The sequence below is a fragment of the Blattabacterium sp. DPU genome (genome assembly GCF_011290385.1).
Lineage (GTDB): Bacteria > Bacteroidota > Bacteroidia > Flavobacteriales > Blattabacteriaceae > Blattabacterium.
The window spans coordinates 436309-462163 of sequence record NZ_CP049785.1; the positions used below are offsets into that span (position 1 = coordinate 436309).

Annotated in this window: 22 protein-coding genes and 1 pseudogene; 7 read left to right on the forward strand and 16 right to left on the reverse strand. The window is 25.5% G+C overall.

Annotated elements, in window-relative coordinates; all coding sequences use genetic code 11:
- Window positions 1-5 precede the first annotated feature (5 nt).
- Entirely contained in the window at window positions 6-1007 is a 1002-nt protein-coding gene (locus tag G9C01_RS02155) for an Mrp/NBP35 family ATP-binding protein (RefSeq protein ID WP_166265843.1), read from the reverse strand.
- A gap of 99 nt (window positions 1008-1106) precedes the next feature.
- Between G9C01_RS02155 and G9C01_RS02160 the strand changes: the two genes are divergently transcribed.
- Both G9C01_RS02160 and pnuC read left to right on the forward strand, forming a co-directional pair.
- Window positions 1107-1703 (forward strand): 4'-phosphopantetheinyl transferase family protein, encoded by a 597-nt coding sequence (locus G9C01_RS02160; RefSeq protein WP_371807685.1) that lies wholly within the window; start codon window positions 1107-1109, stop codon window positions 1701-1703.
- A gap of 33 nt (window positions 1704-1736) precedes the next feature.
- Complete coding sequence (gene pnuC / locus G9C01_RS02165) at window positions 1737-2369, forward strand: nicotinamide riboside transporter PnuC (protein WP_166265849.1); 633 nt, start codon at window positions 1737-1739, stop codon at window positions 2367-2369.
- On the opposite strand, the gene hisS is transcribed toward pnuC, so the two are convergent.
- The 13 genes and pseudogenes from hisS to rsmH form a co-directional block, all read right to left on the reverse strand.
- Window positions 2364-3761: a histidine--tRNA ligase gene (gene hisS / locus G9C01_RS02170; protein WP_166265852.1), complete on the reverse strand. Its 1398-nt coding sequence runs from the start codon at window positions 3759-3761 to the stop codon at window positions 2364-2366. The two genes, pnuC and hisS, sit on opposite strands and share 6 nt — an antisense overlap.
- An 8-nt stretch (window positions 3762-3769) precedes the next feature.
- Complete coding sequence (ftsZ, locus tag G9C01_RS02175; RefSeq protein WP_166265855.1) at window positions 3770-5125, reverse strand: cell division protein FtsZ; 1356 nt, start codon at window positions 5123-5125, stop codon at window positions 3770-3772.
- 11 nt (window positions 5126-5136) lie between these two features.
- Window positions 5137-6498, reverse strand: a complete 1362-nt coding sequence (gene ftsA, locus G9C01_RS02180; RefSeq protein ID WP_166265858.1) for a cell division protein FtsA — start codon at window positions 6496-6498, stop codon at window positions 5137-5139.
- Window positions 6499-6502: 4 nt separating this feature from the next.
- Window positions 6503-7177: a cell division protein FtsQ/DivIB gene (locus tag G9C01_RS02185; RefSeq protein WP_242673926.1), complete on the reverse strand. Its 675-nt coding sequence runs from the start codon at window positions 7175-7177 to the stop codon at window positions 6503-6505.
- Window positions 7178-7232: 55 nt separating this feature from the next.
- The gene (gene murC, locus G9C01_RS02190; protein WP_166265863.1) at window positions 7233-8609 is read right to left on the reverse strand and encodes a UDP-N-acetylmuramate--L-alanine ligase; all 1377 of its coding nucleotides are present in this window, start codon (window positions 8607-8609) and stop codon (window positions 7233-7235) included.
- Window positions 8610-9710 carry an undecaprenyldiphospho-muramoylpentapeptide beta-N-acetylglucosaminyltransferase gene (gene murG, locus G9C01_RS02195; protein WP_166265866.1) on the reverse strand — a complete coding sequence of 367 codons (1101 nt, stop codon included), beginning with the start codon at window positions 9708-9710 and terminating at the stop codon, window positions 8610-8612.
- Window positions 9700-10902, reverse strand: a complete 1203-nt coding sequence (locus G9C01_RS02200; RefSeq protein WP_166265869.1) for an FtsW/RodA/SpoVE family cell cycle protein — start codon at window positions 10900-10902, stop codon at window positions 9700-9702. The genes murG and G9C01_RS02200 overlap by 11 nt, the downstream gene beginning before the upstream one ends.
- Window positions 10889-12246: pseudogene (murD, locus tag G9C01_RS02205) on the reverse strand (UDP-N-acetylmuramoyl-L-alanine--D-glutamate ligase). Before murD ends, G9C01_RS02200 begins: the two are co-directional and overlap by 14 nt.
- A 13-nt stretch (window positions 12247-12259) precedes the next feature.
- Entirely contained in the window at window positions 12260-13453 is a 1194-nt protein-coding gene (gene mraY / locus G9C01_RS02210; RefSeq protein WP_166265872.1) for a phospho-N-acetylmuramoyl-pentapeptide-transferase, read from the reverse strand.
- A gap of 6 nt (window positions 13454-13459) precedes the next feature.
- Window positions 13460-14929, reverse strand: a complete 1470-nt coding sequence (locus tag G9C01_RS02215; RefSeq protein WP_166265875.1) for a UDP-N-acetylmuramoyl-L-alanyl-D-glutamate--2,6-diaminopimelate ligase — start codon at window positions 14927-14929, stop codon at window positions 13460-13462.
- Window positions 14926-16902, reverse strand: coding sequence for a penicillin-binding protein (locus G9C01_RS02220; RefSeq protein WP_207573357.1), 1977 nt, complete (start codon window positions 16900-16902; stop codon window positions 14926-14928). The genes G9C01_RS02215 and G9C01_RS02220 overlap by 4 nt, the downstream gene beginning before the upstream one ends.
- Window positions 16902-17297: an FtsL-like putative cell division protein gene (locus tag G9C01_RS02225; RefSeq protein WP_242673927.1), complete on the reverse strand. Its 396-nt coding sequence runs from the start codon at window positions 17295-17297 to the stop codon at window positions 16902-16904. The genes G9C01_RS02220 and G9C01_RS02225 overlap by 1 nt, the downstream gene beginning before the upstream one ends.
- Before the next feature lie 15 nt (window positions 17298-17312).
- Window positions 17313-18209, reverse strand: coding sequence for a 16S rRNA (cytosine(1402)-N(4))-methyltransferase RsmH (gene rsmH, locus G9C01_RS02230; RefSeq protein WP_166265878.1), 897 nt, complete (start codon window positions 18207-18209; stop codon window positions 17313-17315).
- 71 nt (window positions 18210-18280) lie between these two features.
- On the opposite strand from rsmH, the gene tgt reads away from it, so the two are divergent.
- A complete protein-coding gene (gene tgt, locus G9C01_RS02235) occupies window positions 18281-19405 on the forward strand; it encodes a tRNA guanosine(34) transglycosylase Tgt (protein WP_166265881.1) in 1125 nt (374 codons plus the stop codon).
- A gap of 7 nt (window positions 19406-19412) precedes the next feature.
- Entirely contained in the window at window positions 19413-20498 is a 1086-nt protein-coding gene (locus G9C01_RS02240) for an LptF/LptG family permease (RefSeq protein WP_166265884.1), read from the forward strand.
- Here the strand turns inward: G9C01_RS02240 and G9C01_RS02245 are convergent.
- Window positions 20495-22003, reverse strand: a complete 1509-nt coding sequence (locus G9C01_RS02245; RefSeq protein ID WP_166265887.1) for a Do family serine endopeptidase — start codon at window positions 22001-22003, stop codon at window positions 20495-20497. The genes G9C01_RS02240 and G9C01_RS02245 overlap by 4 nt on opposite strands.
- A gap of 85 nt (window positions 22004-22088) precedes the next feature.
- Here G9C01_RS02245 and dapF point away from each other — a divergent pair, with 85 nt between their 5' ends.
- Window positions 22089-22886 carry a diaminopimelate epimerase gene (dapF, locus tag G9C01_RS02250; protein ID WP_166265890.1) on the forward strand — a complete coding sequence of 266 codons (798 nt, stop codon included), beginning with the start codon at window positions 22089-22091 and terminating at the stop codon, window positions 22884-22886.
- Window positions 22887-22907: 21 nt separating this feature from the next.
- Entirely contained in the window at window positions 22908-23990 is a 1083-nt protein-coding gene (locus G9C01_RS02255; RefSeq protein WP_166265893.1) for a M42 family metallopeptidase, read from the forward strand.
- Here G9C01_RS02255 and G9C01_RS02260 read toward each other — a convergent pair.
- Window positions 23980-24984 (reverse strand): redox-regulated ATPase YchF, encoded by a 1005-nt coding sequence (locus G9C01_RS02260; RefSeq protein ID WP_166265897.1) that lies wholly within the window; start codon window positions 24982-24984, stop codon window positions 23980-23982. The two genes, G9C01_RS02255 and G9C01_RS02260, sit on opposite strands and share 11 nt — an antisense overlap.
- 76 nt (window positions 24985-25060) lie before the next feature.
- Between G9C01_RS02260 and tatC the strand changes: the two genes are divergently transcribed.
- Window positions 25061-25852, forward strand: a complete 792-nt coding sequence (tatC, locus tag G9C01_RS02265; RefSeq protein WP_166265900.1) for a twin-arginine translocase subunit TatC — start codon at window positions 25061-25063, stop codon at window positions 25850-25852.
- The last annotated feature ends 3 nt before the right edge of the window (window positions 25853-25855 follow it).

Consider the following 25855-nt stretch of genomic DNA (forward strand, 5'->3'; position numbering starts at 1 on the left):
AATATTTACAATTGATTGATCATATTTTTTGTAATTTCTAGAAATATATTTCTAATATACTCGTTTTTTAAAACAACAGGAATTCCTAAATCTGAATATTCTCGTATTGTTTGTAACATGGGGATTTCTCCCATAAAAAAAAGATTCATTTCTTTTGAAAAATTTTTAACTCCATTTTTTCCAAAAAAAAAACATTTTTCTTGAGTTTTTTTTGAAAAAACATAAGACATATTTTCTATAATTCCAAGTATAGGAACACAAATAGATTTAATCCGAAACATTCCTACAGACCGATTCACATCCGATAAGGCTATTTTTTGAGATGTACTTACCATAACAATTCCTTTTAATGGTATTTCTTGTAAAAGAGATAAATGAATATCGCCTGTTCCTGGAGGTAAATCTACAATTAAAAAATCTAATTCTCCCCAATTAGTTTCATGCAAAAACTGTCTCAAAACTTTAGTTACCATGGGCCCTCTCCAAACAATCGCTTGTCCATATTTTGAAAAAAAACCTATAGACAGAATTTTAACTCCATAACTAGTAATAGGATTCATTATTCCATTTTTATGTTGTAGTTTTATAGATTCCTCTTTAATATTAAACATTAATGGAATAGAAGGCCCATAAATATCCGCATCTAATAATCCAACATGAAAACCCATTTGAACTAAAGTAACCGCTATATTTGTTGCTATTGTGGATTTTCCTACTCCTCCTTTTCCAGAAGCTATAGCTATTATATTTTTAACAGGTTTTATTTTTCTATCTGATTTTATTTCTATTTTTATACATATTGTATCTAAAATATTTTGATTTTTTATAGAATGAGTAATCTCTTTTATGAGTTTATTTTTTATATGCATAGCAGGATTAGATAAACACAAATAGATTTTGATTTTATTTTTAGAAAAATCTATTTTTTTTATCCAACCAGATTCAATAATATTTTTATTGTCAATAATAACATTTTCTAACGCTTTTTCTATTTTTTTTTCATACATATATCACAACATATAATATTCACAATAGTACAAAAAAAATGGCTAGATTTAAAAAAATTCTAAAATAGAATGAATTTCGATCCCTATAAATTTCATACGATGATCATCGTTTTCAAATGGAAACATTTTTTAGAAACTATGTTTTTAAAAAAACTTTTTCTGTCATATGAAGAAAAAGTGTTTTTTTTATCATTATCAGAAAAACGAAAAAGAGAATTTTTAGGAATTCGTTATGCTTTGAAATATATAGGTATAAAAATGAATATTTTTTATAATGAAAAAAGAAAACCCTTTCTTCTTCCTGAAGGAAAACATATTTCTTTAAGTCATTCTTTTGAAAAAATAGCTATAGCTATAAGTTCTTATCATATAGGAATAGATATAGAAAAATTACGAAAAGATAAAAAAATAGTGAAAATAAAAAAAAAATTTATTAGAGATGATGAATCTATTTTTATTCCTCCGAATTATGAAGAAGATTACTTACATATTATATGGGGAATTAAAGAAAGTTTATATAAACTAGAAGGAGGAATTTTTTATAGTTTTTTAGATCATTATAAAGTTTCTCCTTTTTGCCTTAAAAAGGATTCTTGTATATCATGCTGGATCATAAAAAATTCTTATAGCAAACGGTTTTCTGCTTTCTATAGAAAGATAGAAGAATATTACTTAGTTTATGTTATAGATATATAGTAGATATATAGATAGATAAATAAATCAATAAATATGATATGGATAATAGATATCCTTTTATATCCCTATTATTATAATAATTATTTTCATGTAATTTTAGAATTAACAGCTGTAACATTTACAATATTTAGTGTTTTTTGTGCTCAAAAAAATAATGTATGGGTATATCCAATAGGAATAGTTAGTACTATTATATATAGTTATTTAACTTTTGAAATTTCTCTTTATGGAGATTTTATTATTAACTTGTATTACACGTTAATGAGTTTTTATGGATGGTATACATGGATGTATAAAAAGGACAAAAAGAATCGAAAAATACCTATTACTTTTTGTAATAAAAAAGATTATTTTTATACCTTGATTTTATTTCTACTTACTTGTATTTTCAGTATGATGATTTATTTTTTTTATGGAAAACTTCAATCTCATTATGATTGGATAGATATACTGACAACGGGGATATATTTTTCTGGCATGTATCAGATGTCTATGAAAAAAGTAGAAAATTGGATATTTTGGATGGTAGGAAATGGAATTTCTATTCCTCTTTATTTTTTTAAGGGGTTTGTATTGACAGGATTTTTATTTATTATTCTTGTCTTATTGGCTATAATTGGATTTTTTATTTGGCATAAAAAAGCACTCAATCAAATTTTATCATAATTTTTTCATTAATTGATTTACAATATCATTAATGTCATTGTATTCTTTTTCTGTGTTTTTTCGAAGATTTTTCATTCTGATTTTATTTTTATTAATTTCATTTTTTCCTATACTAATAACAAATGGAATATTGTTTTTGCTAGCATATTTAAATTGTTTTCCTATTTTATCCGTATTAGGATATAATTGAGTAGAAATTCCTTTTTTCCTAAATAATTTGATTATTTTGTATGCATATAAAACTTCTTCATTTCCAAAGTTAATAAATAAAACTTTTGAAGGATAACTAGAAATTGGATGTAACAAATTTTCTTGTTCCATTGCCAAATAAATTCGGTCCAATCCTAAAGAAATTCCTATTCCATAAGTATTGTTCATTCCAAATAAATTAGATAATTGATTATATCTCCCTCCTCCTCCAATAGAAATGAAACTTCTATTGTTGAATGGAACTATTTCTAATATTGTTCCTGTATAATAATTCATTCCTCTGGCTAAAGAAAGACTCCATTCCAATTTTGTTTTTTGTAAAGAAATATTTTTTATATTATGATAAATAAAACTTAAATCTCGTATACCTTTTGTTCCTTTTTCAGAATTTTGTAAAGCTACAGTTAAATATTGTTCTTTTTTAGAAAAATTTTCTTCCATATCAAAAAAATATGCTACTTTATCAAATGATTGGGATGAAATTCCTTTATTGAGCATTTCTTTTTTCACTAAATCTCGTCCAATTTTATTCCATTTATCTAAAGATGTCGTAAAATCTTTCCATAAATTATTTTCTATTCCAGACATTTCAAAAAGTCCCTCTAGTATATCTCTATGATTAATATATATAACAATTGGAAAATTTAATTTAGTGAAAATTTCATCACAAAGTTGAATTAATTCTATTTCTTCCCATAAAGAAAAAGATAAAGACATTATATCTGCATCACATTGATAAAATTCTCTAAATCTTCCTTTTTGAGGATTATCTGCACGCCATACAGGTTGTATTTGATATCTTTTAAAAGGAAAAACGATTTCATTTTTATGCATTGCTACATAACGAACAAAAGGAACCGTTAAATCATATCTCAGAGCTTTATTAGACATATATTCAGTAAAATATTTTACATTAACCGTTTTTTTATCATTATCAATTTTTTTTAAAAAATCTAAAATTTTTTCTAAAAAATTACCTGAATGGAATAATTTGAACATTAATAAATCTCCTTCTTCTCCATATTTTCCAACAAGAGTAGAAATATTTTCAATAGAAGGAGTTTCTATAGAATTAAAACCAAAAAGTTCAAATTGTTTTCGAATTGTTTGAATTAAATAATTTCGTTGACTCATCTCAATGGAGGAGAAATCTCTGGTTCCTTTGGGGATATTAGGAAACATTAATGGAACTATTGATTTGTATTGTTTTCTTTTTTACGAATACGATTTTTTAATATTTCTTCATTTTCATTATATGAAATAGGAAGATCAAAACTATCTTCTAGCATATATTTTCTATGTTTTTTTTCTATAAAAAAATTTGGATTTATAGATTTATCAAAAATATTTTGTTTTTGTTTTGATGAAAAATCCTCTTTTTTATTTTTATAAAAAGATTTTTGATTTGATTTTGAATAATTTCTTGAAAAATAAGGATCAATCCGTTTAGAATAAGAATGGATTTCTTCTATTTTATTTAATTTTTGTTCATAAGGTTCTTCTAACCTATGAAATATTTTTTTTTCTTCGTGATTAATAGCTCGCTGTATTTCCGTAGGAAACCCCGTAGCTACTATAGTGACTGAAATACTTTCTTCAAAATTTTCGTCCTCACCTAACCCCATAATAATGTTAGCATTATTTCCTGCTTCAGTTTGTATATAATCACTGATAATTCCTATTTCATCTATAGTAATTTCTATTTTTCCTGAAACAATAAGAAGAAGCACATTTTTAGCTCCCGTAATTTTATTATCATTCAATAATGGAGAATCTAAAGCTTGAACAACCGCTTCTTTTGCTCTATTTTCTCCAACAGCAATAGCAGATCCCATAACAGCCGTTCCACTTTCTTTTAGAACTGTTCTTGTATCTCTTAAATCTATATTTTGTTTATAATGATGAGTAATAACTTCTGCAATGCCTTTAGCTGCAGTAGTTAAAACTTCATCCGCTTTGGCAAAACCTGCTTTAAATCCTAGATTTCCATATAATTCTCTCAATTTATCATTGTTAATGACAATAAGAGAATCCACATTTTTTCTTAATGCTTCTATTCCTTTTTGAGCTTGTTGTAATCTCATTTTTCCTTCAAAATGAAATGGAATTGTAACAATCCCTACAGTAAGAATGCCTTTTTCTTTAGAAATTCCTGCAATAATTGGAGCGGCTCCAGTTCCTGTTCCTCCACCCATTCCTGCTGTAATAAAAGTCATTTTCGTATTAGAATCTAAAATACTTTTTATTTCATCCAAACTTTCTAATGCCGCTTTTTCTCCTACTTCAGGATCGGCTCCAGCACCAAGTCCTTCTGTTATAGATGCTCCTAATTGAATTTTTATAGGAACTGGATTATTATTTAATGCTTGTGCATCTGTATTACACGCTATAAAATCTACTCCATTAATTCCTTGTTCAAACATATGACTTAAAGCATTACTTCCTCCTCCTCCTACTCCAATTACTTTTATGGAAGCTGAACGATTTTTTTTCGTTAATTCCAATTGAGGGTTTTCTTTTTTTGATATAAAATCTTTTTTTTTCATTTCATGATTTATTATTCTGTATCATTCAATATTTGCCGGAACTTATCTGCCCAAATTTCAAGAAAAGATTTTGATTTTGTTTTATTTTTTTTCTTTTTATCCTCTTCATAATTTAATCTACGACTTTTATTATAAAATTTTGTAGAAATCAACTCAGAATTTTCATCCTGTCCATGTACCATACCTGCAGTTGTTGTACAACAATATTTTTTTTTATCATCTAATCCTTTAATTACTAATCCTATGGATGTAGCATATTCTGGATTACTTATAATACCGTTTTCTCCTCCAGCAATGTGTTCATTAGAATAACCTATACGAACGTCCATTCCAGTAATATATTCTGTCAATGGACGAATATGTTTCAGTTGAGATCCTCCACCTGTCATCACTAGTCCTGCAATAAGTCTTTTTTTATGTTCTTCATTTCCATAATTTTTGATTTCTACATTCACTTGTTCTAATATTTCACATACTCGTATATGAATAATTTGTGAAAGATGTTTTAAAGAAATTTCTTTAGGGTCACGACCTCTTAATCCGGGAATGCAAACAATTTCTGTCTCCTTATTTTCTCCTGGCCATGCAGATCCAAATTTTATTTTTAGTAATTCTGCTTGCCGTTCAATAATTAAACAATCTGTTTTTATATTTTCAGTTATAACATTTCCTCCAAAAGGAATCACAGCAGTATGACGAATTATGTTATCTTTAAATATAGCAATATCCGTTGTTCCTCCTCCTATATCCACTAAAGCAACACCAGCTTCTCTCTCTTCGGTACTTAATACAGCTTCAGCAGAAGCTAAAGGTTCTAAGGTCATTCCAGATAAATTCAATCCTGCAGCTTTTACACATCTTCCAATATTTCGAATTGAAGAAATTTGTCCTACTACTACATGAAAATTTGCTTCTAAACGACTTCCATACATTCCTATAGGTTCTACTATTTCTACTTGACTATCAACTTTATATTCTTGTGGAAGAACATGAATAATTTCTTCTCCTGGTTGCATGACCAGTTTATGAACTTGATCTATTAATTTTTGTATATCTTTTTGACTGATGACATTTTCAAAATCTAATCTAGTAATATAATCATTATGTTGTAGACTTCTAATATGTTGTCCTGCTATTCCAACAATAACTTCTTTTATTTTTAAACCAGAACTATGTTCTGCTTCGGATACTGCTTCACGAATAGCTTCAATTGTTTGAGTTATATTATTTACAACTCCTCTATGTACACCCACACTTTTAGATCTACCTATGCCTAAGATCTCAATTTTATTATATTCATTTCTCCTTCCTACCATAGCTACAATCTTCGTGGTTCCCACATCAAGACCTATAGCTATATCTTGATATTCCATAGACTTATCTTTTTTTTGCGACTACTTGGTCTTTATATTGTAAATCAATACTTCTGTACTGATTGATATCTATTTTATTTAGGTACTGCTTATAAAATGCTTTTAATTTATTCAATTTATTTTTAAAATCCTTTATATTCCCTAATATAATATGATGATTCCCTATTTTTGGAATTAAAACAAATGAATTTTTTTTATTCTTTTTGATACTAATAATTTGATTTTTTAATAACTCATCCGAGTTTATGTATTGTACTAAATTCGTTAAATATTTTTTTTCTTTTATTGAAAAAGGTCCTTTTGCTAAAATAACTTTTGATGAATAAAAAGAAGAAAGTTCTAAATTTTCTGCATCTTTAGTAAGATAATATTCTTTGTTTCCATTTTTTATTCTTAATATGGGCTCTTTTTGCCAAATTTTAATATTAAGAATCCCATTAACACTAAGAAACACTTCAGATTTTTTTATAAAAGGGTAATTATTTAATTTTTTTTCCATTCTCAATATACATAATTGATCGATTTTTTTGTCAATTTTTTCTGTTTTAGAAAATAGAATATTTTTAATAATTTCATCATTTAAAAAATGATTTTGAGACAAAGGATCAATGACAATATGAACTTTTTTTAAAGTTCTATTTTTATGTGTTTTTTGAGAAAAACAAAAAAGCGATATCATACAAGCTATATATATTAAAATAATGATAAAGAATGTTGTATTATTTTTCATTTATTTATCCATATCGTTTATACAACCATTCTTTTATAGGAATAATTAAGGTATCTATATCTCCTGCTCCCATTGTCAAAATAATATCAAAGTGTTTTTTTTCAATTTTTTCTAAAACTTTGGATATAGTAGATGTTTCTTTATAACTCATTCTTATTTTTTTTAACAAATTATTGGAATTAATTCCATTTATAGGAAATTCTCTAGCTGGATAGATATCTAGTAAAATTAAAATATCAAGATGTTCTAAACTTTTTGCAAAAGATTTCTCAAAAAATTTAGTTCTACTAAATAAATGAGGTTGAAAAATACCCAATATCTTTTTATTTGGAAAACATTCTCTTACAGTATCAATAAATGCATTAATTTCCGTGGGATGATGAGCATAATCGTCTATATATATTTTTTTAGAAGATTGATAATGAATGGAATATCTTCTTTTTATTCCTTTAAATAAAAATAAAGCTTTTATAATTTTTTCTTTAGGAATTTTTAGATAGTCAGATATAGCTAATGCTGCAGTAATATTTTTTAAATTATGTTTACCTGGAATAGGCAAAGGTAAAGATTCCCATGTTTCTGTAGGAGTATGAAAATCAAAATACCATTTATTTTCTTTTATATAAAGATGATTAGAATAATAATTTCCTTTTTTTATTACGGAATAATATATAGCATTATTGGAGATAAAAGATTCTTCTTGACAAAGAAATATTTTTTTATATGGTTTTTTTATTCTATTTGAAAAAACGATATATGCCTCTTTTAAGGATTCTTTTCTGGGATAAGTATCTACATGATCTTGGTCTAAAGACGTTATGCATGCTATATTAGGAGATAAATATAAAAAAGAATGATCAAATTCATCAGCTTCTACCAAGAAAATTTTTTTTTCACTAAAAACATTATTCAATATTAAATTCGATTGATAATTTTCAGATATTCCTCCTAAAAAAGCAGTAATATTCATTCCAACACTATATAAAATGTGGCCTAACAAGGTACAAGTGGTTGTTTTCCCATGTGTTCCTCCTATAGCTATACAAATATCATTTTCTGTAATTAAAGCCAATACTTGAGAACGTTTTTTTATATTTTTTCCATATTTTTTCAAATATATCCATTGTTTATGTTGACGTGGAATAGCTGGAGTATACACAATCAAACATTGTTTGGATAATACCCATTTTGGTAATATTTCTATACTATCATGATAATTGATAGATATTCCTTCTTTTTCTAATTCTTTTGTTAAAAAAGTTTTATTTTGATCATGTCCATGAACAGTTTTACCCATAGTATGAAAATATCTGGCGATGGAACTCATTCCTATTCCTCCTATTCCTATAAAATAAAAATAATCAATTTTGTTTAAATTCATTCATGAAATAATTTGTAATATCTCATTTACAATATCGTTTGTTGCTTTAGGTTTTCCTAATTTTAATATATTTCTACTCATTTTTTTTCTCATGTTGAAATCATTCACTAATTGTATAACATAATTCACTAATTTTTTATCTATTTCCTCATTTTTTATAATTAAAGCAGCTTGTTTTTCCTCTAATATTTTAGCATTTTTATTTTGATGATCATTTGAAGATCCAGGAAAAGGAATCAATATATATGGTTTTCCTATTAAACATATTTCTGATATAGTTAATGCCCCAGCTCTAGAAACAATGATATCTGCAGCAGCATAACATGTTGGGATATCTTCAATAAATTCCATGAAAATAATATTAGAATGATAAGACATTTCATTTTTCATAATTTTATGAATATCTAATCTTCCGACTTGCCAAATAAGTTGCATATCCAATTCAATTAACTTTTTTAATCCTTTTATCCAAGCATTATTCATACTATTGGACCCTTGACTCCCTCCTATAGATAAAATAATAGGTTTTGTTTTTTTTAATCCTAAATGAATACAAGCTTTTTCTCTACCAGGTAATTTCAATATTTCAGATCTTACTGGATTTCCAGTTATAATTGTTTTTTCTTTTGGAAAATATTTTTTCGCTTGTTCATAAGCAATGCATATCTTATTTGCGTAACGAGAAAATATTCTATTGGTCAATCCAGGCAAAGAATTTTGTTCTTGAATTAGAATAGGTATTTTATTTTTTTTTGCAGCATATAAAGTAGGAAAACTAACAAATCCACCTGTTCCAATAACTATATCTGGAGAGAATCTTTTAATAATTTTATTTGCCAAAAATAAGCTATATATTAGTTGTATGAAGACAATGAAACCTGATATAGAAAAAAATTTATCTATTCCACCTGAAATATAAATTTTCTCCATAGAATACCCCAATCTAGGAATTTCTTTCATTTCCATATGATTTTTAGATCCAATAAACAAAATATTGGTTTCTGGAATTTTTTTTTTAAGTTCATTAGCAATAGCTATCCCCGGGTATATGTGTCCTCCGGTTCCTCCACTTCCAATAATTATTTTAGGTCTATGATTCATGATCTGTTATAATTTTAGTAGTGTCTGTCGAATTTTCATAAATAAGTCTACTGACACTTAATATGATTCCAAAACTAAAAAAAGTCACCCACATAGAAGTCCCTCCAGCACTAATCAGCGGCAAAGTTTGTCCTGTAACTGGAAATAAGCCAACAGCTATTCCCATATTAATAAGAGCTTGATTGATAATAGGAAACCCAACAGCTAATACCAACAAAGAACAAAAATAATTTTGTACTTTTGTAGCTATTATCATAATTCTCATTAAAATTAATATATATATAAATAAAAGTATTATACCTCCAATAGATCCATATTCTTCTATTATAATAGCATAAATAAAATCTGAAGAAGATTGTGGTAAAAAAGCCTTTAAAACACTTTTACCCGGACCACGACCAAATTTATTTCCTAAAACAATAGCTGTTTTAGATTGTTTCATTTGATAACTTTCTTCAGATTCATGATCCAAAAATTTTTCTATACGACTTTTCCATGTATAAACTCTATTCATAGGATTTCCCCATTGAATTACAGAATAAATATATATTCCTGCAAATAAAATACCCATTAAAAAAACTCCTACAATACTAGTGAATGGATATCCTCCTATAAAAAGGAGGATTAAAACGGATAGAAAAACAATAGCAGCAGTAGAGCCATTAGCAGGAAAAATCATACCAATGATAAAAAATATTGGAAATAACAAAGGGAAAAACGAATTTATAAAGTTTATTCGTTTTTTCTTTTGTTGAGCTAAGTATCTGGCACAATAAATGAAAAGAACTAACCCAGCAATACTGGAAGTTTGAAAAGAAACATTTATAATAGGAATATGTAACCAACGAGAAGCGTTTACTCCGTCTAATTCTTTTCTTTGAGTCATCGTAAAAATTAATAAAATGAATACGATAGGCATGGAAAGAATAGACATACGGTAAAAATATTTATAGTCTATAAATTGAGTCAAAAAAAGGATACAAAATCCAACTAACAAAAAAAGAGCATGTTTTAATAAATAACCAAATACAGTATTTGTTCCTCCATATGTAGTAACTAAGTTTGTACTAGCAGAATAAACTGGCAAAAATGAAAATATAGCCAACAAAGATATGAAAGCCCATAAATATCTATCTCCTTTGATATATTTATTAAAAATTAAAAACAGATCTACTTTTTCATAAATTTTCATAAATTAATTTTCTTACTTCTTGTTTAAATTTATTTCCTCTTTCTTTATAATCTTTAAAAAGATCAAAACTAGAACAAGCAGGAGATAATAAAACGTTATCTCCATGAGAAGATAATATGTAGGCCATATAAACAGCTGTTTTCATATTTTTTGTTTCCAAAACAATGTCAATGATATTTTTAAAAAAATTTATAATTTTTTCATTATTTTTACCCAAACAAATTATAGCCTTCACTTTTTTTTTAACCAAAGGAATTAATTCTATATAATTATTTCCTTTATCTTCTCCTCCTGTTATCCATATAATAGGAGCATTGATACTTTTTAGGGCATAAAAAACGGCATTGACATTAGTGGCTTTAGAATCATTAATAAATTGTACTCCATTTATATTTTGTATTTTTTCTATACGATGTTCTATAGATTTCAATTTTGATAGTATGGATCTTATTAATTCTTTTTTTATATTGAATATTTCTGATATAATTAATGAAGCCATAATATTGTAAATATTATGATCTCCTATTAAAGAAATATCTTTTACATTTATAAAAAATATTTCTTGATTTTTTTTATTTCTAAAAAATATTTTGTTATCTTTTATATAAGCACCTACATGTAATTCTTCTTTTATAGAAAAAGGAATACAATGAGAAATAATGGAATATTTTTTTAACCCTTCTCTTATAATTGGATCGTCATGATTATAAATGAAAATATCTTCTTTTTTTTGAAAAGTTGCTATTCTAAATTTAGAATCAATGTAATTTTCAATATTATTATATCTATCTAAATGATCTCTTGTTATATTTAATAATACTGCAATATTTGAACGAAAATTAAAACAATCATCTAGTTGAAAACTACTCATTTCTAATATATAAACATCTTTTTTTTTATGACTTTTTTAGAAAAACTATGTCCAATATTTCCTGCTATTCCTACATTTATTCCTTTTTTTTTAAGTATTTGATAAATAATGGAACAGGTTGTTGTTTTTCCGTTACTTCCTGTAATTCCAATGATATAAGAGTTATTGACATAATTTTTACCGAATTCTAATTCGGATTGTATAGGAATTCCCAAAAAATTGATTTTTTTGATCAATGAATGATTTCTATCAATTCCAGGACTTTTTATCACTTTAATTGCATTTTTAATTATATTCTCTGTATGTCCTTTTTCTTCAAAAAGAATTTTATTTTTTATTAAAATTTTTTTGTATTTACTAAGAATAATTCCAGAATCCGATAAAAATATTTTTAATCCATTTTTTTTAGCTAATAAAGCGGCTCCTACTCCACTTTCTCCTCCTCCTAATACAATTATAAATTCTTTTTTCATTATTTTTTTATTTTTATATAATTAATAAAATAAATACTAACATAGAGAGCATCATTTGTATAATAATAAAACGATTGAAAATTTTATTTTCATGATATCCTAGTTTTTGAAAATGATGATGTAAAGGAGACATAAGAAAAATTCTTTTTCCTATACCATATTTTTTTTTAGAATATCTAAAATACAATACTTGTATGATAACAGAAATATTTTCTATAAAAAAAATTCCACACAAAATAGGCAATGTTAATTCTTTTCTATTGATAATAGCTAACGTAGCAATAACTCCTCCTATAGTTAAACTTCCAGTATCTCCCATGAAAATTTGGGCTGGATAAGTATTATACCAAAGAAAACTAATTAAAGATCCTAAAAAAGAAAAAGAAAATATAATAATTTCTTCTAAATGAGGAATATATATAAAATGAAAATATGATGAATATATTTTATTACTGGAAATTATAGATAATACAGATAAAGTAGCAAAAATAATAGAAGAAATTCCTGCTGTTAATCCATCTATTCCATCAGTTAAATTAGATCCATTGGATATAAACGTAATAATTACAACAACAATAGGAATAAAAATAATCCATGTATATTTTTTCCATTTTTTATTATACCAATTTAAAAGATAAGCATAGTTAAATTCATTGTTATGATATATGTAAGAAAAAATGGGAATAGTGGTCTTAAACCCATATTCTTCTTTTTTCAAAGAAAAAAAATTTTTTGATTCTACTTTTTGTTTTTGAATAGTAGAAATACTTGTGTTAAAATACATAGTGATTCCAATAAAAATTCCTAATATAACTTGACTAAATATTTTTCCCATTATACCAAGTCCTTTTTTACTATGTTTTATTTTAATATAATCATCTATAAATCCAAGGCATCCCATATACAACGTAGTCATGATCAACATTAAAACATACACATTATTTAAATTTGAAAAAAATATTGTAGAAATTAACGTGGAAAATATAATGACAAGACCTCCCATCGTTGGTGTTCCTTCTTTTTCTTTTTGACCAAAAAGGCCCAGATCTCGTATCTGTTCTCCTATAATACTATTTTTTTTATTCCAACATATAATTATTTGATACAATATCAAAGCTATACAAAACGATAAAAAAAAAGTTATAATAGCTCTGTAAAAAATAGGATTTATGTTAATCAAAAAAGTATAAGTTGAATAATTCATCATATCAATTCACTTATCGCAAATTTTTAACAAATTTTTAGTTATTTTCATATCATTAAAAAAATAATGTATTCCTTTGATTTCTTGAAAAGTTTCATGTCCTTTTCCAGCTATTAGAATAATATCTTTTTTTTGAGCAATTTGAATTGCAGTTTGAATAGCTTCTTCTCGTTTCACAAAAGTGAAAATAGATTTTTTTTTTAGATATGATTTAAAATTTTTCATATCATTGAATATTTTATTTACATCTTCATATCTAGGATTATCAGATGTAAAAATAGATATATCACATGTTTCATAAACAATTTTTCCCATTACAGAACGTTTTTCTATATCTCTGTTTCCTCCACAACCTATGACACAAATTAATTTTTCATTATTTTTTTTTATGATTTTAATAGTATTTAAAATAGATTTTAATCCATATGGATTGTGAGCATAATCTACAATAATATGAATACCTGAATTAGATATAAATTGCTCAAAACGTCCTTTTATGGGTTTTACATATTTTATTTTTTTAAGAATATCATTTTTATTTTTTCCTAATAAAATAGCTGTTGCATAACTAGCTAATAGATTATAAATATTAAATCTTCCTATTAAATGAGTAAAAATTTGATGATCATCAATTAGTAATTGACTTCCATTCATATTTTCTTTCAAAATTTGAAATTTAAAATTAGCGTTTTTTTTTATACTATAATAATAGGTTTTAGCTCTAGTTTTTTTTATTATTTTATGTGAATTTTCATCATCAGCATTAATTAATGCAAAAGCTTTTTTAGATAAATTTTCAAAAAAAAGACTTTTAGTATATAAATAATGATCAAAAGATTTATGATAATCTAAATGATCATGTGTAATATTGGTAAAAACTCCTCCTTGAAATAATAATCCTGCAATTCTTTTTTGATGGATCCCATGTGAACTTACTTCCATAAAAGCATATTTGCATCCTTTTTGTATCGAAATATTTAAATATTTATTAATTTCAATAATATTCGGAGTGGTATGTGTTGTTGGATATTTTTTAGATATTATTTTGATTTCTATAGTAGAAATAAGAATACTTTTTTCTCCCATTTTAGAAAATAGTTGATGAAGTATCGTAGCTACAGATGTTTTCCCATTTGTCCCGGTAATTCCTATTAATTTTATTTTTTTTGCAGGATGATCATAAAAATTGGATGATATAATACCTAAAGCTTTTACAGAATCTGGAACAAGGACATAGGTAATATGTTTATGAATAAAAAAAGAATTATTCTCACAAATTATAGTATTAGCTCCTTTTTGTATAGCATCTATGATGAATTGGTGTCCATCTGCTTTTTTTCCTTTTATAGAAACAAAAATCATATTGGGTTGTACTATTTTGGAATCTATAGAAATTCCTTCTATAAATTTAAAAGGATTTTTTCCTATTATTTCTAATACATGCACTTTTTTTAGTACATTTTTTAATAGTTTTTTCATTCTTCTAATTTCAGAAATATAGTCTGATTTTTTCTCAATTTTTTTCCGGGTAGAATAGATTGAGAAATTACTTTTCCTATTCCTTCATATTGTATGTGAAATCCCTTATTTTCTAATAGAGGAATGATTTCTTTTCCAGGAAAAGATATTACATTAGGCATGATCCATTTATTATTATTATATAAATTTTTTGATTCTATAATTTGATTTAATAAATTTTCTTTGTTTTTTTTATTTTTTAAAAGTATTTTTCTTCCTATTCTAGGATAAATAGATCTAGCAATTTTATCAAATACAGGAACTGCAACCTCAATTCCGTAATATCCTTTTTCTGGTTTTGAAATAACTACGATACAAGAATATTTGGGATTTTTAGCCGGAAAATATCCAACAAAAGAACTGTTATAAGATAAGGATTTTTCCTTTTTCCAATAATTTAACTGTGTAGTTCCCGTTTTTCCCGCATAAGGCCACTCTGGATTATAATATTTTTTAGCGGTTCCATTTTTTACTACTCCTGCTAACATATTTTGAATTTCAATTAGAGAAGATTTTTGAGCTATAGAAGGATTCATTAGGATAGGTTTTGTATATTTTTTAATACTTTTTCCATGATATTTTATTTCTTTAATAAACAGGGGTTTAATCATTTTTCCTTGATTTGCAATAGCATTATAAAAAGTAAGTATTTGTAAAGGTGTTAATTTTATATTATATCCAAAAGTCATCCATGGCAAGGTAATGCTACTCCAATGTTTACTATTTCTATTTGGTATAAAAGGCATACTTTCTCCTGGGATATCTATTCCTATTTTTTTATCCAATTTCCATTTACGTAGATGTTCGATAAATTTTTCTGGATTATCTTTATAATTTTCATAAATAATTTTTGCTACTCCCACGTTTGAAGATAATTCTAAAATTTGTTTTGGATTCATTTCAACATATCCATTATAATGACTATCTCTAATTTTTTTTCCTCTCAATTTCATGATTCCTCCTTTAGTATTTACTATCATATCTACATCTATTTTTTTATCTTCTAAAGCAGCAAGAATGGCCATCGTTTTAAAAGTGGATCCAGGTTCACTTCCTTCCCATACTGAAAAATTTCTTAAATCTTCATAAGTATTTTTTTTAGTTCTCTCCAGATTGATCATAGCAGGAATTTCTCCGCTTTTGACATCCATCAAAATCACACATCCATGATCTGCTTGAGAAATAGACAACTCTTGAAGTAATGCATGATAAGCAATGTCTTGTAAATATATATCTATAGTGGAATAAACATCTTTTCCATCTTCTGGATTAATATCGTTTTCTGATTTTAATGGTTTCCATATTTTAAAACTAATACGTTGTTCTAATCTTTTGCCATCTTTTCCTTTTAAATATTTGCTGAAGGCCCCTTCTAATCCTACTTTTCCTCTATGATCATCATATCCTAATGTTCTTTTTCCAATATTTTCTAATGTGTGTATTCTACATATTTTTTTTTCCACAATAAAACCACCTCGTATTTGTCCCTTATTAAAAATGGGAAAATTTCGTAATATTTTAAAATGTGGATAATCTAAATTTTTTGCTAATAGAAAATATCTATTTCCCCTTTTTTTTTCGTATTGAAATTTTTTGTAGAAAAAAAATTTGGGTTTTTTAAATAAAAAATCTAAAGAATTAGACAAAGAATAAATATTTTCTTGAAATAATTTTTCAGATATGGATCTAAAATCAATGTGAATATCATATCTTACAACAGACATTGCTAAAATGCTGTTGTCTGATGCATAAATGTTTCCACGTTTGGCCTTTATTAAATTAGTTCTAATCGTTTTTTCTATTACATATTTTTTATATCCTTCTGAATAATTTTGAATATAAAATAAATTTAAAATAATTAGTGCGGCAATAAATATGAATAAAAAACCAATTAAATAAGATTTATATAAAAAAATATATCTTTTTTGTTTCATTATTCGTTTTCTTGCATTTTTTGATCCAAATCTTCTTGATCTTCTAAAACTAATTCATATAGAGGAGATTCCAAATCTTCTTGATCTTTTAAAACTAATTCATATGGAGGAGATTCCAAATGGTTTAATTCATTAACCAATTTTTTTTTTATAAAAGAGGCTAATTGCATTTTCATACATTTACTATGTATATCGGCATATTCTGATTTTAATTCCTTGATTTCTTCACTAATTTTAGTTATTTTCCTAATTTTTCTATCCATCATATGTGAACTGGTAATGCTAATTAAAGATAGTACAGTAATAAAAACAATAAAATTCCAACTACGATAAGCATCTTTTTTTACTAAAAATTTTCCTTTCAATATATCTTGTATATTTCTTTTCATTTTCATGATTATCTTTAAATTTTAAGTTTTTTCTCCAATTCTTAATCTTGCACTTCTAGACCGTGGATTATTTATGATTTCTTTAAAACTTGGTTTAATTACTTTTTTATGAATCATTATAAATGGAAGATTTTTAAATCTTATTTTATTTATTATAACTCCCTTTTTGAAAAAATATTTAATAATTCTGTCTTCTATAGAATGATATGAAATCACAACGAAACGGCCTCCTGGTAATATAATTTTAGAAGATTCTAATAAAAAATTTTTTAGAATATTTATTTCATTATTTACTTTTATTCGTATAGACTGAAAAAGTCTAGCAAAAAATCTTTTTCTTTTTTTAAAAGATCCTTTTATAAAAAAAATATGAACTAAATCCAAAGCCGTTGTAATATTTTTTTTTGAACGTTGTTCTAATATTTTATCTGCAATTCGTATTGGATTTTTAAATTCTCCATATTCATAAAATATATGAAATAACTCTTTTTTAGAACATTCATTGATCACATTTTGAGCAGAATAAGAAGACTCCTGGTTCATTCTCATATCTAAAATACAATTGAATCGGTTTGAAAAACCTCTTGTGGGATTATCAATTTGTAAAGATGAAATTCCTAAATCCACGAATATTCCTGATACTTGATCAATATGATTTTGATTCAAAATATCGCGTAAATAAACAAAATTTTTATGAAATAGATGAAAACGTTTATCTTTAATAAAATTTCTTTTTATGGATTCTTTATCCTGATCCAAAGCTATCAAAATTGCTTTTTTACTTAATTTTTTTAAAATTTCATAAGAATGTCCTCCACCACCAAATGTAGCATCCACATAAATCCCATTTTGATCTGTAATTAAATTTTCTATACTTTCTTTTATAAGAACTGGTTTATGATTGTATTGTAAATTCATTTTTATAACGAAATTATGTTTTTATAACTATGATGTTACATATCATCATTTAAATTTAAAAATTTTTTCAAATGAAATTTAACTTAATTAAAATAGATCGCTTTTCCAAAGCAAGAATAGGAATTTTAGAAACAGATCATGGTAAAATAGAAACACCTATTTTTATGCCAGTCGCTTCTAAAGGTTCTGTTAAATCTGTTCCAATACATGAACTTAACAAAATGTATAAAATTATTCTTGGAAATACCTATCATTTACATTTTCAACCCGGAATTGAAGTATTACATAAAGCTGGAGGAATTCATTCTTTTATGAATTGGAAGGAATCTATATTGACAGATAGTGGAGGTTTTCAGATTTTCTCTCTTAAAAAATTAAATAAAATTACTGAAGATGGAGTTGTATTTAAATCCATTATTAATGGATCTCTTCATTTTTTTTATCCTGAAAAATCTATGAAAATTCAACGTTTTATAGGAGGAGATATTATAATGTCTTTTGACGATTGTCCTCCTTTTCCTTGTAGTCATACAGAAGCCCAAAAATCTTTAAGTAAAACACATCGTTGGTTAAAAAAATGTTATTCTTATTTACAAAATAATCCAGAAATATATAAATATAAGCAAAGTTTTTTTCCAATTATACAAGGAAGCATTTATCCAGATCTAAGAAAATATTCTGCAGAAGAGATATCCTTATTAGAAGCAGAAGGGTATGCTATAGGAGGATTAAGTTTAGGAGAAAAAAAAGAACAAACACATAGTATTACTGATTTATTAACAGATATTTTACCCAAAGAAAAACCCAGGTATTTAATGGGAGTAGGAAATCCTGTAGATATTTTAGAAGGAATTGCTCTTGGAATAGATATGTTTGATTGTGTTATACCTACTAGAAATGGCCGTCACGGAATGTTATTTACATGGAAAGGGATCATGAATATAAAAAATAAAAAATGGGAAAAGGACTACTCCTGTTTAGACGAATTCGGAAATTCTCATGTAGATCAACTGTATAGTAAATCTTATGTAAGACATCTTTTTTTATCTAAAAATAATTTAGCACAGGAAATCGCTTCTATCCATAATCTTTCTTTTTATTTTCATCTTATTCAAGAAGCAAAAATTCATATTATGCACAACGAATTTGTTTATTGGAAACAATCTATAATTCCTTTGTTAAAAGAACGTTTATAATAATAACATGAAAATTCTTGATCGTTATATTATTCGTAATTTCATTGGCACTTTCATATTTATTACTATTTCACTACAATTTTTATCTGTAGTCATAGACATTTCGCAACGAATGCATCGTTTAGAAAATAATCAAGGATCAATTAAAGAAGCTTTAATTTTGTATTATCCTTTCTGGTCCATATGGTTAATTAATACTTTTTCTCCTGTTTCTGTTTTTTTATCTGTTATTTTTTTTACATCTAAATTAAACCGTAACTCAGAAATTACGGCTATTCTATCAGGCGGAATTAGTTTTATAAGATTGACGTTTCCTTATATGATATCAGCTATTATAATAGGAATTCTATCTTTAATGATAAATTATTATTTTTTACCTTTGGCTAACAAAAAAAAAAATCAATTTCATTATCAATACTTTTTAAGTCCCAGATATAAAAATAAATATGAAAAAAATAAAACAATAGGGGCTCAAATTTCAAAAAATGAATATATTTTTATTAGAGATTTTTCAAAAAAAAAAAATATAGGAAAAGAATGCGTATATCAAAAATTTAATGGAAAAAAATTAATATATATTCTAAAATCTAAAACTATTTTTTGGTCTAAAAAATATAGAGTATATATTCTATTCAATTACAAAGAAACTATAATCAAAAAAAATCATGATTTTTTGATCACAGGAGATTTTAAAGTTAAAAAACTCCCCCTTACTCCGGAACAATTTTTACCAGAAGAATATATAGCAGAAACAATGAATATTCATGAATTAAAAAAATTTATTCACACAAAAGGAAATAAAATCAATATGAATATTCATTTAAATGAATATTATCAAAGAACAAGTTTACCCTTTTCTACTTTAATATTTACCATTTTGGGATTATCCATATCTGTGAACAGAAGAAAAGAAGAAATAGCTTATAATATGATTATAGGAATAGTATTAGCTTTTTTTTATATTTTTTTTATAGAAATCACAAAAATATATTCTGGCAAAGATTATATTTCTTCTTATTTAGCGGTTTGGTTCCCCAATGTGATTTATGGAATAATTACATTGTGTTATTATTGGAATAGAAGCATGAATTAATTATTCATTTCAAATCCTGCTATATATATTTGTCCATTTTGTTTAATAGATTTTATGGTCACATCTCCAGAATATTTTTTTAAAACTCTATCAACATCATTAGGTTTTTTCATTTTTGTTCCATTGATAGATAAAATAATGTCTCCTTCCTCTAACCCAAGAGCACTTAAACGACCTGTTCGGATCTCTACAATTCTGATTCCATAATCAATTCCAAAATCTTTTTTAGACTCTTGATTAAGTGGTTCAAATATTGCTCCTAACAATTCAGATGGAGTAATTTCCTCTTTAGTTCTTATTTTAGTTCTTCCTTGCAAATCTTTTAAAATAATGTTAAAAGTTTTTTTTTGTTTATTTCGTATAATATTTACTTTTACTTTATCCCCTGGATATTTTGTTCCCACAATAAATGATAAATCAGCAATATTTTGTATAGATTTTCCATCTATGCTTTTTATGATATCTCCTTTTTTTAATCCGGCATCTGCAGATCCACTTTTTTCAAAAACTTCTCCTATTAAAAAACCTTGTTGTGATTTTATATTCTGATGTGTTTCTTTGTTATAAGCCTTTAAATATTCTGTTTTAGATAAATCTATTCCTCTCACTCCTAAATATGCACGTTGTACTGTCCCATATTTTTTTATATCTTTAACGACTTTTGCAACTAAATTAGAAGGAGCAGCAAAACTATATCCTATAAAATTTCCTGAAGCTGAAGAAATGGCTGTATTTATTCCAATTAATTCTCCATTTGTATTGATTAATGCTCCTCCACTATTTCCAGGATTCACAGCTGCATCTGTTTGAAAAAAGGATTCAATAGCGGATTGTGTTTCTCCTCTTAATATTCCTAAACTTCTATTTTTTGCACTAATGATACCTGCAGTTACGGTGGAGTTTAAATCAAAAGGATTTCCTATAGCTAAAACCCATTCTCCTACTTGTACTTTATTGGAATCAGAAAAATAAATGAAAGGTAAATTTTTTTCATTAATTTTTAATAAAGAAATATCGGTACTAGGATCTGTTCCTATTAATTTCGCTTTATAAGTTCTTTGATCGCTAAGAGTAATTTCTATTTTTTCCGCATCTCTTATGACATGATTATTAGTTACAATATATCCATCAGGCGATATGATTACTCCAGATCCATGAAGCCCAGGAATATCGTTTTTTTGAGGTTTTTTACCTCTATGAGGTCCAAAATCTTCAGGAAAACCAAAAAAGAAATCAAATGGATCAAATTGATTGTTATATTTTTTTGAATAGTTTTTTATATTGACTACTGCATGTATCGTTTTCGATACGACTCTTGTAAAATCAGGAAAACCAGCAGAACTAACCAATGAAGAAGAATCTGAAGAGGTTAGTTTTGTTTTTGCTAAAGATGATGTATATGGAAAAAGTATAGGTTCTTCTTTAGCGTATTTTTTATATGCAGCAATAGTTATTATTGAACTCATAATACTGCTCAGTACAATATAAAAAACTATTTTCTTCATATTTTTTTTATTTAAAAACAAATATATAGAAATTAATAATTTTATAGATTTTACAGTTCAAAAAAATAATATTAACTTCGTTGCCATGGAATTGAATTTTTATAAATATCAAGGAACGGGAAATGACTTTATACTTTTAGATTCTAGACAAAAAAAAATAGAAAAAAATCCTTTCATATTCAAAAAATTGTGTGATAGACATTTTGGAATTGGAGCCGATGGAATTGTTCTGATTCAAAATGATGATGAATATAAAAGTGATTTTTATATGAAGTATTGTAATTCCGATGGAAAAGAAAGTACAATGTGTGGAAATGGGGGAAGATGTGCTATTTTTTTTGCAAATCAATTAGGAATTACCAGTAAAAATAAAATTCATTTTCGAGCGATAGATGGATATCATAATGGATTTATAAATAATGATTTGGTTTCTATAAATCTAATCAATATAGATAAAAATTCAATAGAAATTTATCCAGAATATGTTTTTCTAAATACAGGATCTCCACATCATATTCTATTTGTGGAAAATATAAAAGAAAAAAACGTATATAAAGAAGGAAAAAATATTCGATTTAAAAATCCTTATTCAGAGAAAGGAGTTAATGTAAATTTTGTAAAAATTTTTGAAAAAAATGCGTTACAAGTACGAACTTATGAAAGAGGAGTAGAAAACGAAACTTTATCTTGTGGAACAGGAGTCGTTGCCTCTGTTATTGCTGCATGTGAAACAAATAAAATAAAAGATAATGTTGGAGAAATTTTAGTTCAAACAATTGGAGGGGAATTACGGGTTTCATTCACAAAGACAAAAAATGAGTATAAAAATGTTTATTTAACCGGAAATGTTAAATTTATATTTAAAGGTTCTATTCATATTTAATATGTGAAAAAAAATAAAATAATGAGTAATTATTCAATTAATAGTGATTCTATTAAATTTCTTGAAAAATATTTAAATGAATTTTCTCCAACAGGACATGAAAACGAGGGACAAAAAATATGGATAAACTATATTAGTTCTTATGTAGAAAAAATACAAACAGACTTATATGGTACATCAGTAGGAATTATAAATCCTAATTCTCCATATAAATTAATTATTGAAGCTCATGTTGATGAAATATCATGGTACGTTAATTATATAACAGAAGAAGGGATTATATATGTTTCTCGTAATGGAGGATCAGATCACCAAATTGCTCCATCTAAAAGAGTAATCATTCATACGGAAAAAGGATTCGTACATGGAGTATTTGGATGGCCAGCTATTCATACGAGAAAACCTTTCGAAGAGAAGTCTCCTAATATAGATAATATATTTATAGATATTGGTGTTTCCAGTAAAAATGAAGCTATTAATATGGGTGTTCATGTGGGTTGTGTGATAACTTATCCCGATCAATTTTTTATTATGAATCGAAATTATTTTGTATCTAGGGCATTAGATAATAAAATAGGGGGATTCATTATTGCAGAAGTAGCAAAAATGATAATAGAAAATAATATTGATTTAAAATTTGGATTATATATAGTGAATTCAGTTCAAGAGGAAGTAGGATTGAAAGGAGCTAAAATGATATCTAAAATCATACAACCCAATGTTTCTATTGTAACAGATGTTACACATGACACTTGTATTCCTATGATTGATAAAAAAATACAAGGAGATATTAAATGTGGATTAGGCCCTGTCATAGGATATGCTCCTTCGATACATAAAAATATTAGAGAATTGATTATTAATACTGCTAATAGTAAAAAAATAAGTTTTCAACGTTTAGTTTCATCTAGATCCACAGGAACAGATGTAGATGCTTTTGCTTATTCCAATAAAGGGGTATTGTCTGCTTTAATTTCTATTCCTCTTAAATATATGCATACCACAGTAGAAATGGTTCATAAAAAAGATATAGAACAAACTATATTATTAATTTTTGAAACTTTACAGGTAATTAATAATGAAAATAAATTTTTCATTGATTGAATCTGAAATGAATAATATCTCCATCTTGTATGAGATAATTTTTTCCTACCAATAATATTTTTCCTGCTTTTTTCACATTTTCTTCGGATCCACATTTGATAAAATCACTATAATGAATAACTTTTGCTTTAATAAATTTTTTTTGAAAATCTGTATGAATAACTGAAGATGCTTCATAAGCTGTACATGGATTCGGAATGGACCAAGATCGAATTTCTTTTTTACCTACTGTAAAGAAACTTTGTAAGTTTAACAACTTATAAGTTTCTTTTAGGACTTGATTAATTCCTATACAATTTTTTATCAGGGATAAAATTACCAAAGTAGAATTTTCCATTTCTATTATCTTTTTAAGACTTTCTATACATAAATTATTTTTAAATTTATTATCTATATTACATACATAAACAACAGGTTTAATAGTTAGTAATTGTAAATCTTTGATATATTCTTTTTCATTTTCTTGAAATGGATACATTCTAATATTTTTTCCTTTTTTTAAAAAAGAAAAAATTTTTTTTAGTATATGTGTCGATTTATTGATTTGATTTTTTTTTGTGACTTTTTCTAATCTTTTTTCTATTGTTTCTAAATCTTTAAACTGTAATTCCATGTCAATAATTTCTTTATCTCTAATAGGATTTACAGATCCTTCTACATGAAGAACACTTATATCGTGAAAAAAACGGATCATATGGATAATAACATTTGTTTCACGAATATGAGATAAAAATTTATTTCCTAATCCTTCTCCCTTATGCGATCCCTTAATTAATCCAGCTATATCTACTATTTTTATTTCAGATGGAATTATTTTTGTAGGATTAATGATTTTTTTTAATTCGTATAGTCTTTTATCTGGAACTTTTGCAATTCCATAGTTTGGTTCTATGGTACAAAAAGGAAAATTTTTTGATTCTGCTTTAGAATTGGAAATTAGATTAAAAAATGTTGATTTTCCTGTATTTGGAAGGCCTATAATTCCACATTTCATTTATATGAAATTTAACATAAAATTACAATTTTTCTTTAAAAAAAGTATTTTTTATTCAAAATTTAATTTTGATGAAATGAATAAAAATAAAATGCCGTTTTGGAAACACATTGATGAATTAAGAAAACATGTAATTCATTGTTTTTGTGCAATAATCATTTTAATGATTATTTTAATGAACAATAAAAATATTATATTTGATTGTATTATTTTTGCCCCGGCAAAAACAGATTTCATTACTTACCGTATATTTTATAAATTAGCAAATTCTTTTTTAGGAATCCATTTAAATTCTGTTTCTTTTTTACATAAAAATTTAGAGATACAGAATAGACAAATATTTGGACAATTCAATATTTATGTCTGGACTTGTTTTATTGGAGGTATTATTTTATCCTTTCCTTATGTTTTTTATGAATTTTGGAAATTTATAGAACCAGCTCTTTCTGAGAAAGAAAAAAAATATTCAATATGGATATTGATTATCGTCACTTTTTTATTTTTATTAGGAATTATTTTTGGTTATTTTATATTATGTCCTTTTTTAATTCATTTTGGATATTCTTTTAGAATCAGTCATATTCCAAAAAATATATTCGATTTATCAGATTATATTTCTTTAATTATGCATTCAGTATTTTCTATGGGAATTATTTTTTTATTTCCATTTTTTATATTTTTTTTTACTAAAATGGAATTAATCTCTTATTCATTTTTAAAAAAATATAGAAAACATGCTTTTTTAATTCTATTAGTTATAGCTTCTGCTATAACTCCTGGAGACATTTTAAGTACTATCATAGTTTTAATTCCTCTTATGATACTTTATCAAGTGAGTATATATATTTCTTTTTATACAAATAAATAAAAA

Coding starts and splice junctions, on each gene's coding strand:
- G9C01_RS02155 (WP_166265843.1), bottom strand. CDS start 1,007: ATGTATGAAAAAAAAATAGAAAAAGCGTTAGAAAATGTTATTATTGAC.
- G9C01_RS02160 (WP_371807685.1), top strand. CDS start 1,107: ATGATCATCGTTTTCAAATGGAAACATTTTTTAGAAACTATGTTTTTA.
- pnuC (WP_166265849.1), top strand. CDS start 1,737: ATGATATGGATAATAGATATCCTTTTATATCCCTATTATTATAATAAT.
- hisS (WP_166265852.1), bottom strand. CDS start 3,761: ATGTTTCCTAATATCCCCAAAGGAACCAGAGATTTCTCCTCCATTGAG.
- ftsZ (WP_166265855.1), bottom strand. CDS start 5,125: ATGAAAAAAAAAGATTTTATATCAAAAAAAGAAAACCCTCAATTGGAA.
- ftsA (WP_166265858.1), bottom strand. CDS start 6,498: ATGGAATATCAAGATATAGCTATAGGTCTTGATGTGGGAACCACGAAG.
- G9C01_RS02185 (WP_242673926.1), bottom strand. CDS start 7,177: ATGATATCGCTTTTTTGTTTTTCTCAAAAAACACATAAAAATAGAACT.
- murC (WP_166265863.1), bottom strand. CDS start 8,609: ATGAATTTAAACAAAATTGATTATTTTTATTTTATAGGAATAGGAGGA.
- murG (WP_166265866.1), bottom strand. CDS start 9,710: ATGAATCATAGACCTAAAATAATTATTGGAAGTGGAGGAACCGGAGGA.
- G9C01_RS02200 (WP_166265869.1), bottom strand. CDS start 10,902: ATGAAAATTTATGAAAAAGTAGATCTGTTTTTAATTTTTAATAAATAT.
- mraY (WP_166265872.1), bottom strand. CDS start 13,453: ATGATGAATTATTCAACTTATACTTTTTTGATTAACATAAATCCTATT.
- G9C01_RS02215 (WP_166265875.1), bottom strand. CDS start 14,929: ATGAAAAAACTATTAAAAAATGTACTAAAAAAAGTGCATGTATTAGAA.
- G9C01_RS02220 (WP_207573357.1), bottom strand. CDS start 16,902: ATGAAACAAAAAAGATATATTTTTTTATATAAATCTTATTTAATTGGT.
- G9C01_RS02225 (WP_242673927.1), bottom strand. CDS start 17,297: ATGAAAATGAAAAGAAATATACAAGATATATTGAAAGGAAAATTTTTA.
- rsmH (WP_166265878.1), bottom strand. CDS start 18,209: ATGAATTTACAATACAATCATAAACCAGTTCTTATAAAAGAAAGTATA.
- tgt (WP_166265881.1), top strand. CDS start 18,281: ATGAAATTTAACTTAATTAAAATAGATCGCTTTTCCAAAGCAAGAATA.
- G9C01_RS02240 (WP_166265884.1), top strand. CDS start 19,413: ATGAAAATTCTTGATCGTTATATTATTCGTAATTTCATTGGCACTTTC.
- G9C01_RS02245 (WP_166265887.1), bottom strand. CDS start 22,003: ATGAAGAAAATAGTTTTTTATATTGTACTGAGCAGTATTATGAGTTCA.
- dapF (WP_166265890.1), top strand. CDS start 22,089: ATGGAATTGAATTTTTATAAATATCAAGGAACGGGAAATGACTTTATA.
- G9C01_RS02255 (WP_166265893.1), top strand. CDS start 22,908: ATGAGTAATTATTCAATTAATAGTGATTCTATTAAATTTCTTGAAAAA.
- G9C01_RS02260 (WP_166265897.1), bottom strand. CDS start 24,984: ATGAAATGTGGAATTATAGGCCTTCCAAATACAGGAAAATCAACATTT.
- tatC (WP_166265900.1), top strand. CDS start 25,061: ATGAATAAAAATAAAATGCCGTTTTGGAAACACATTGATGAATTAAGA.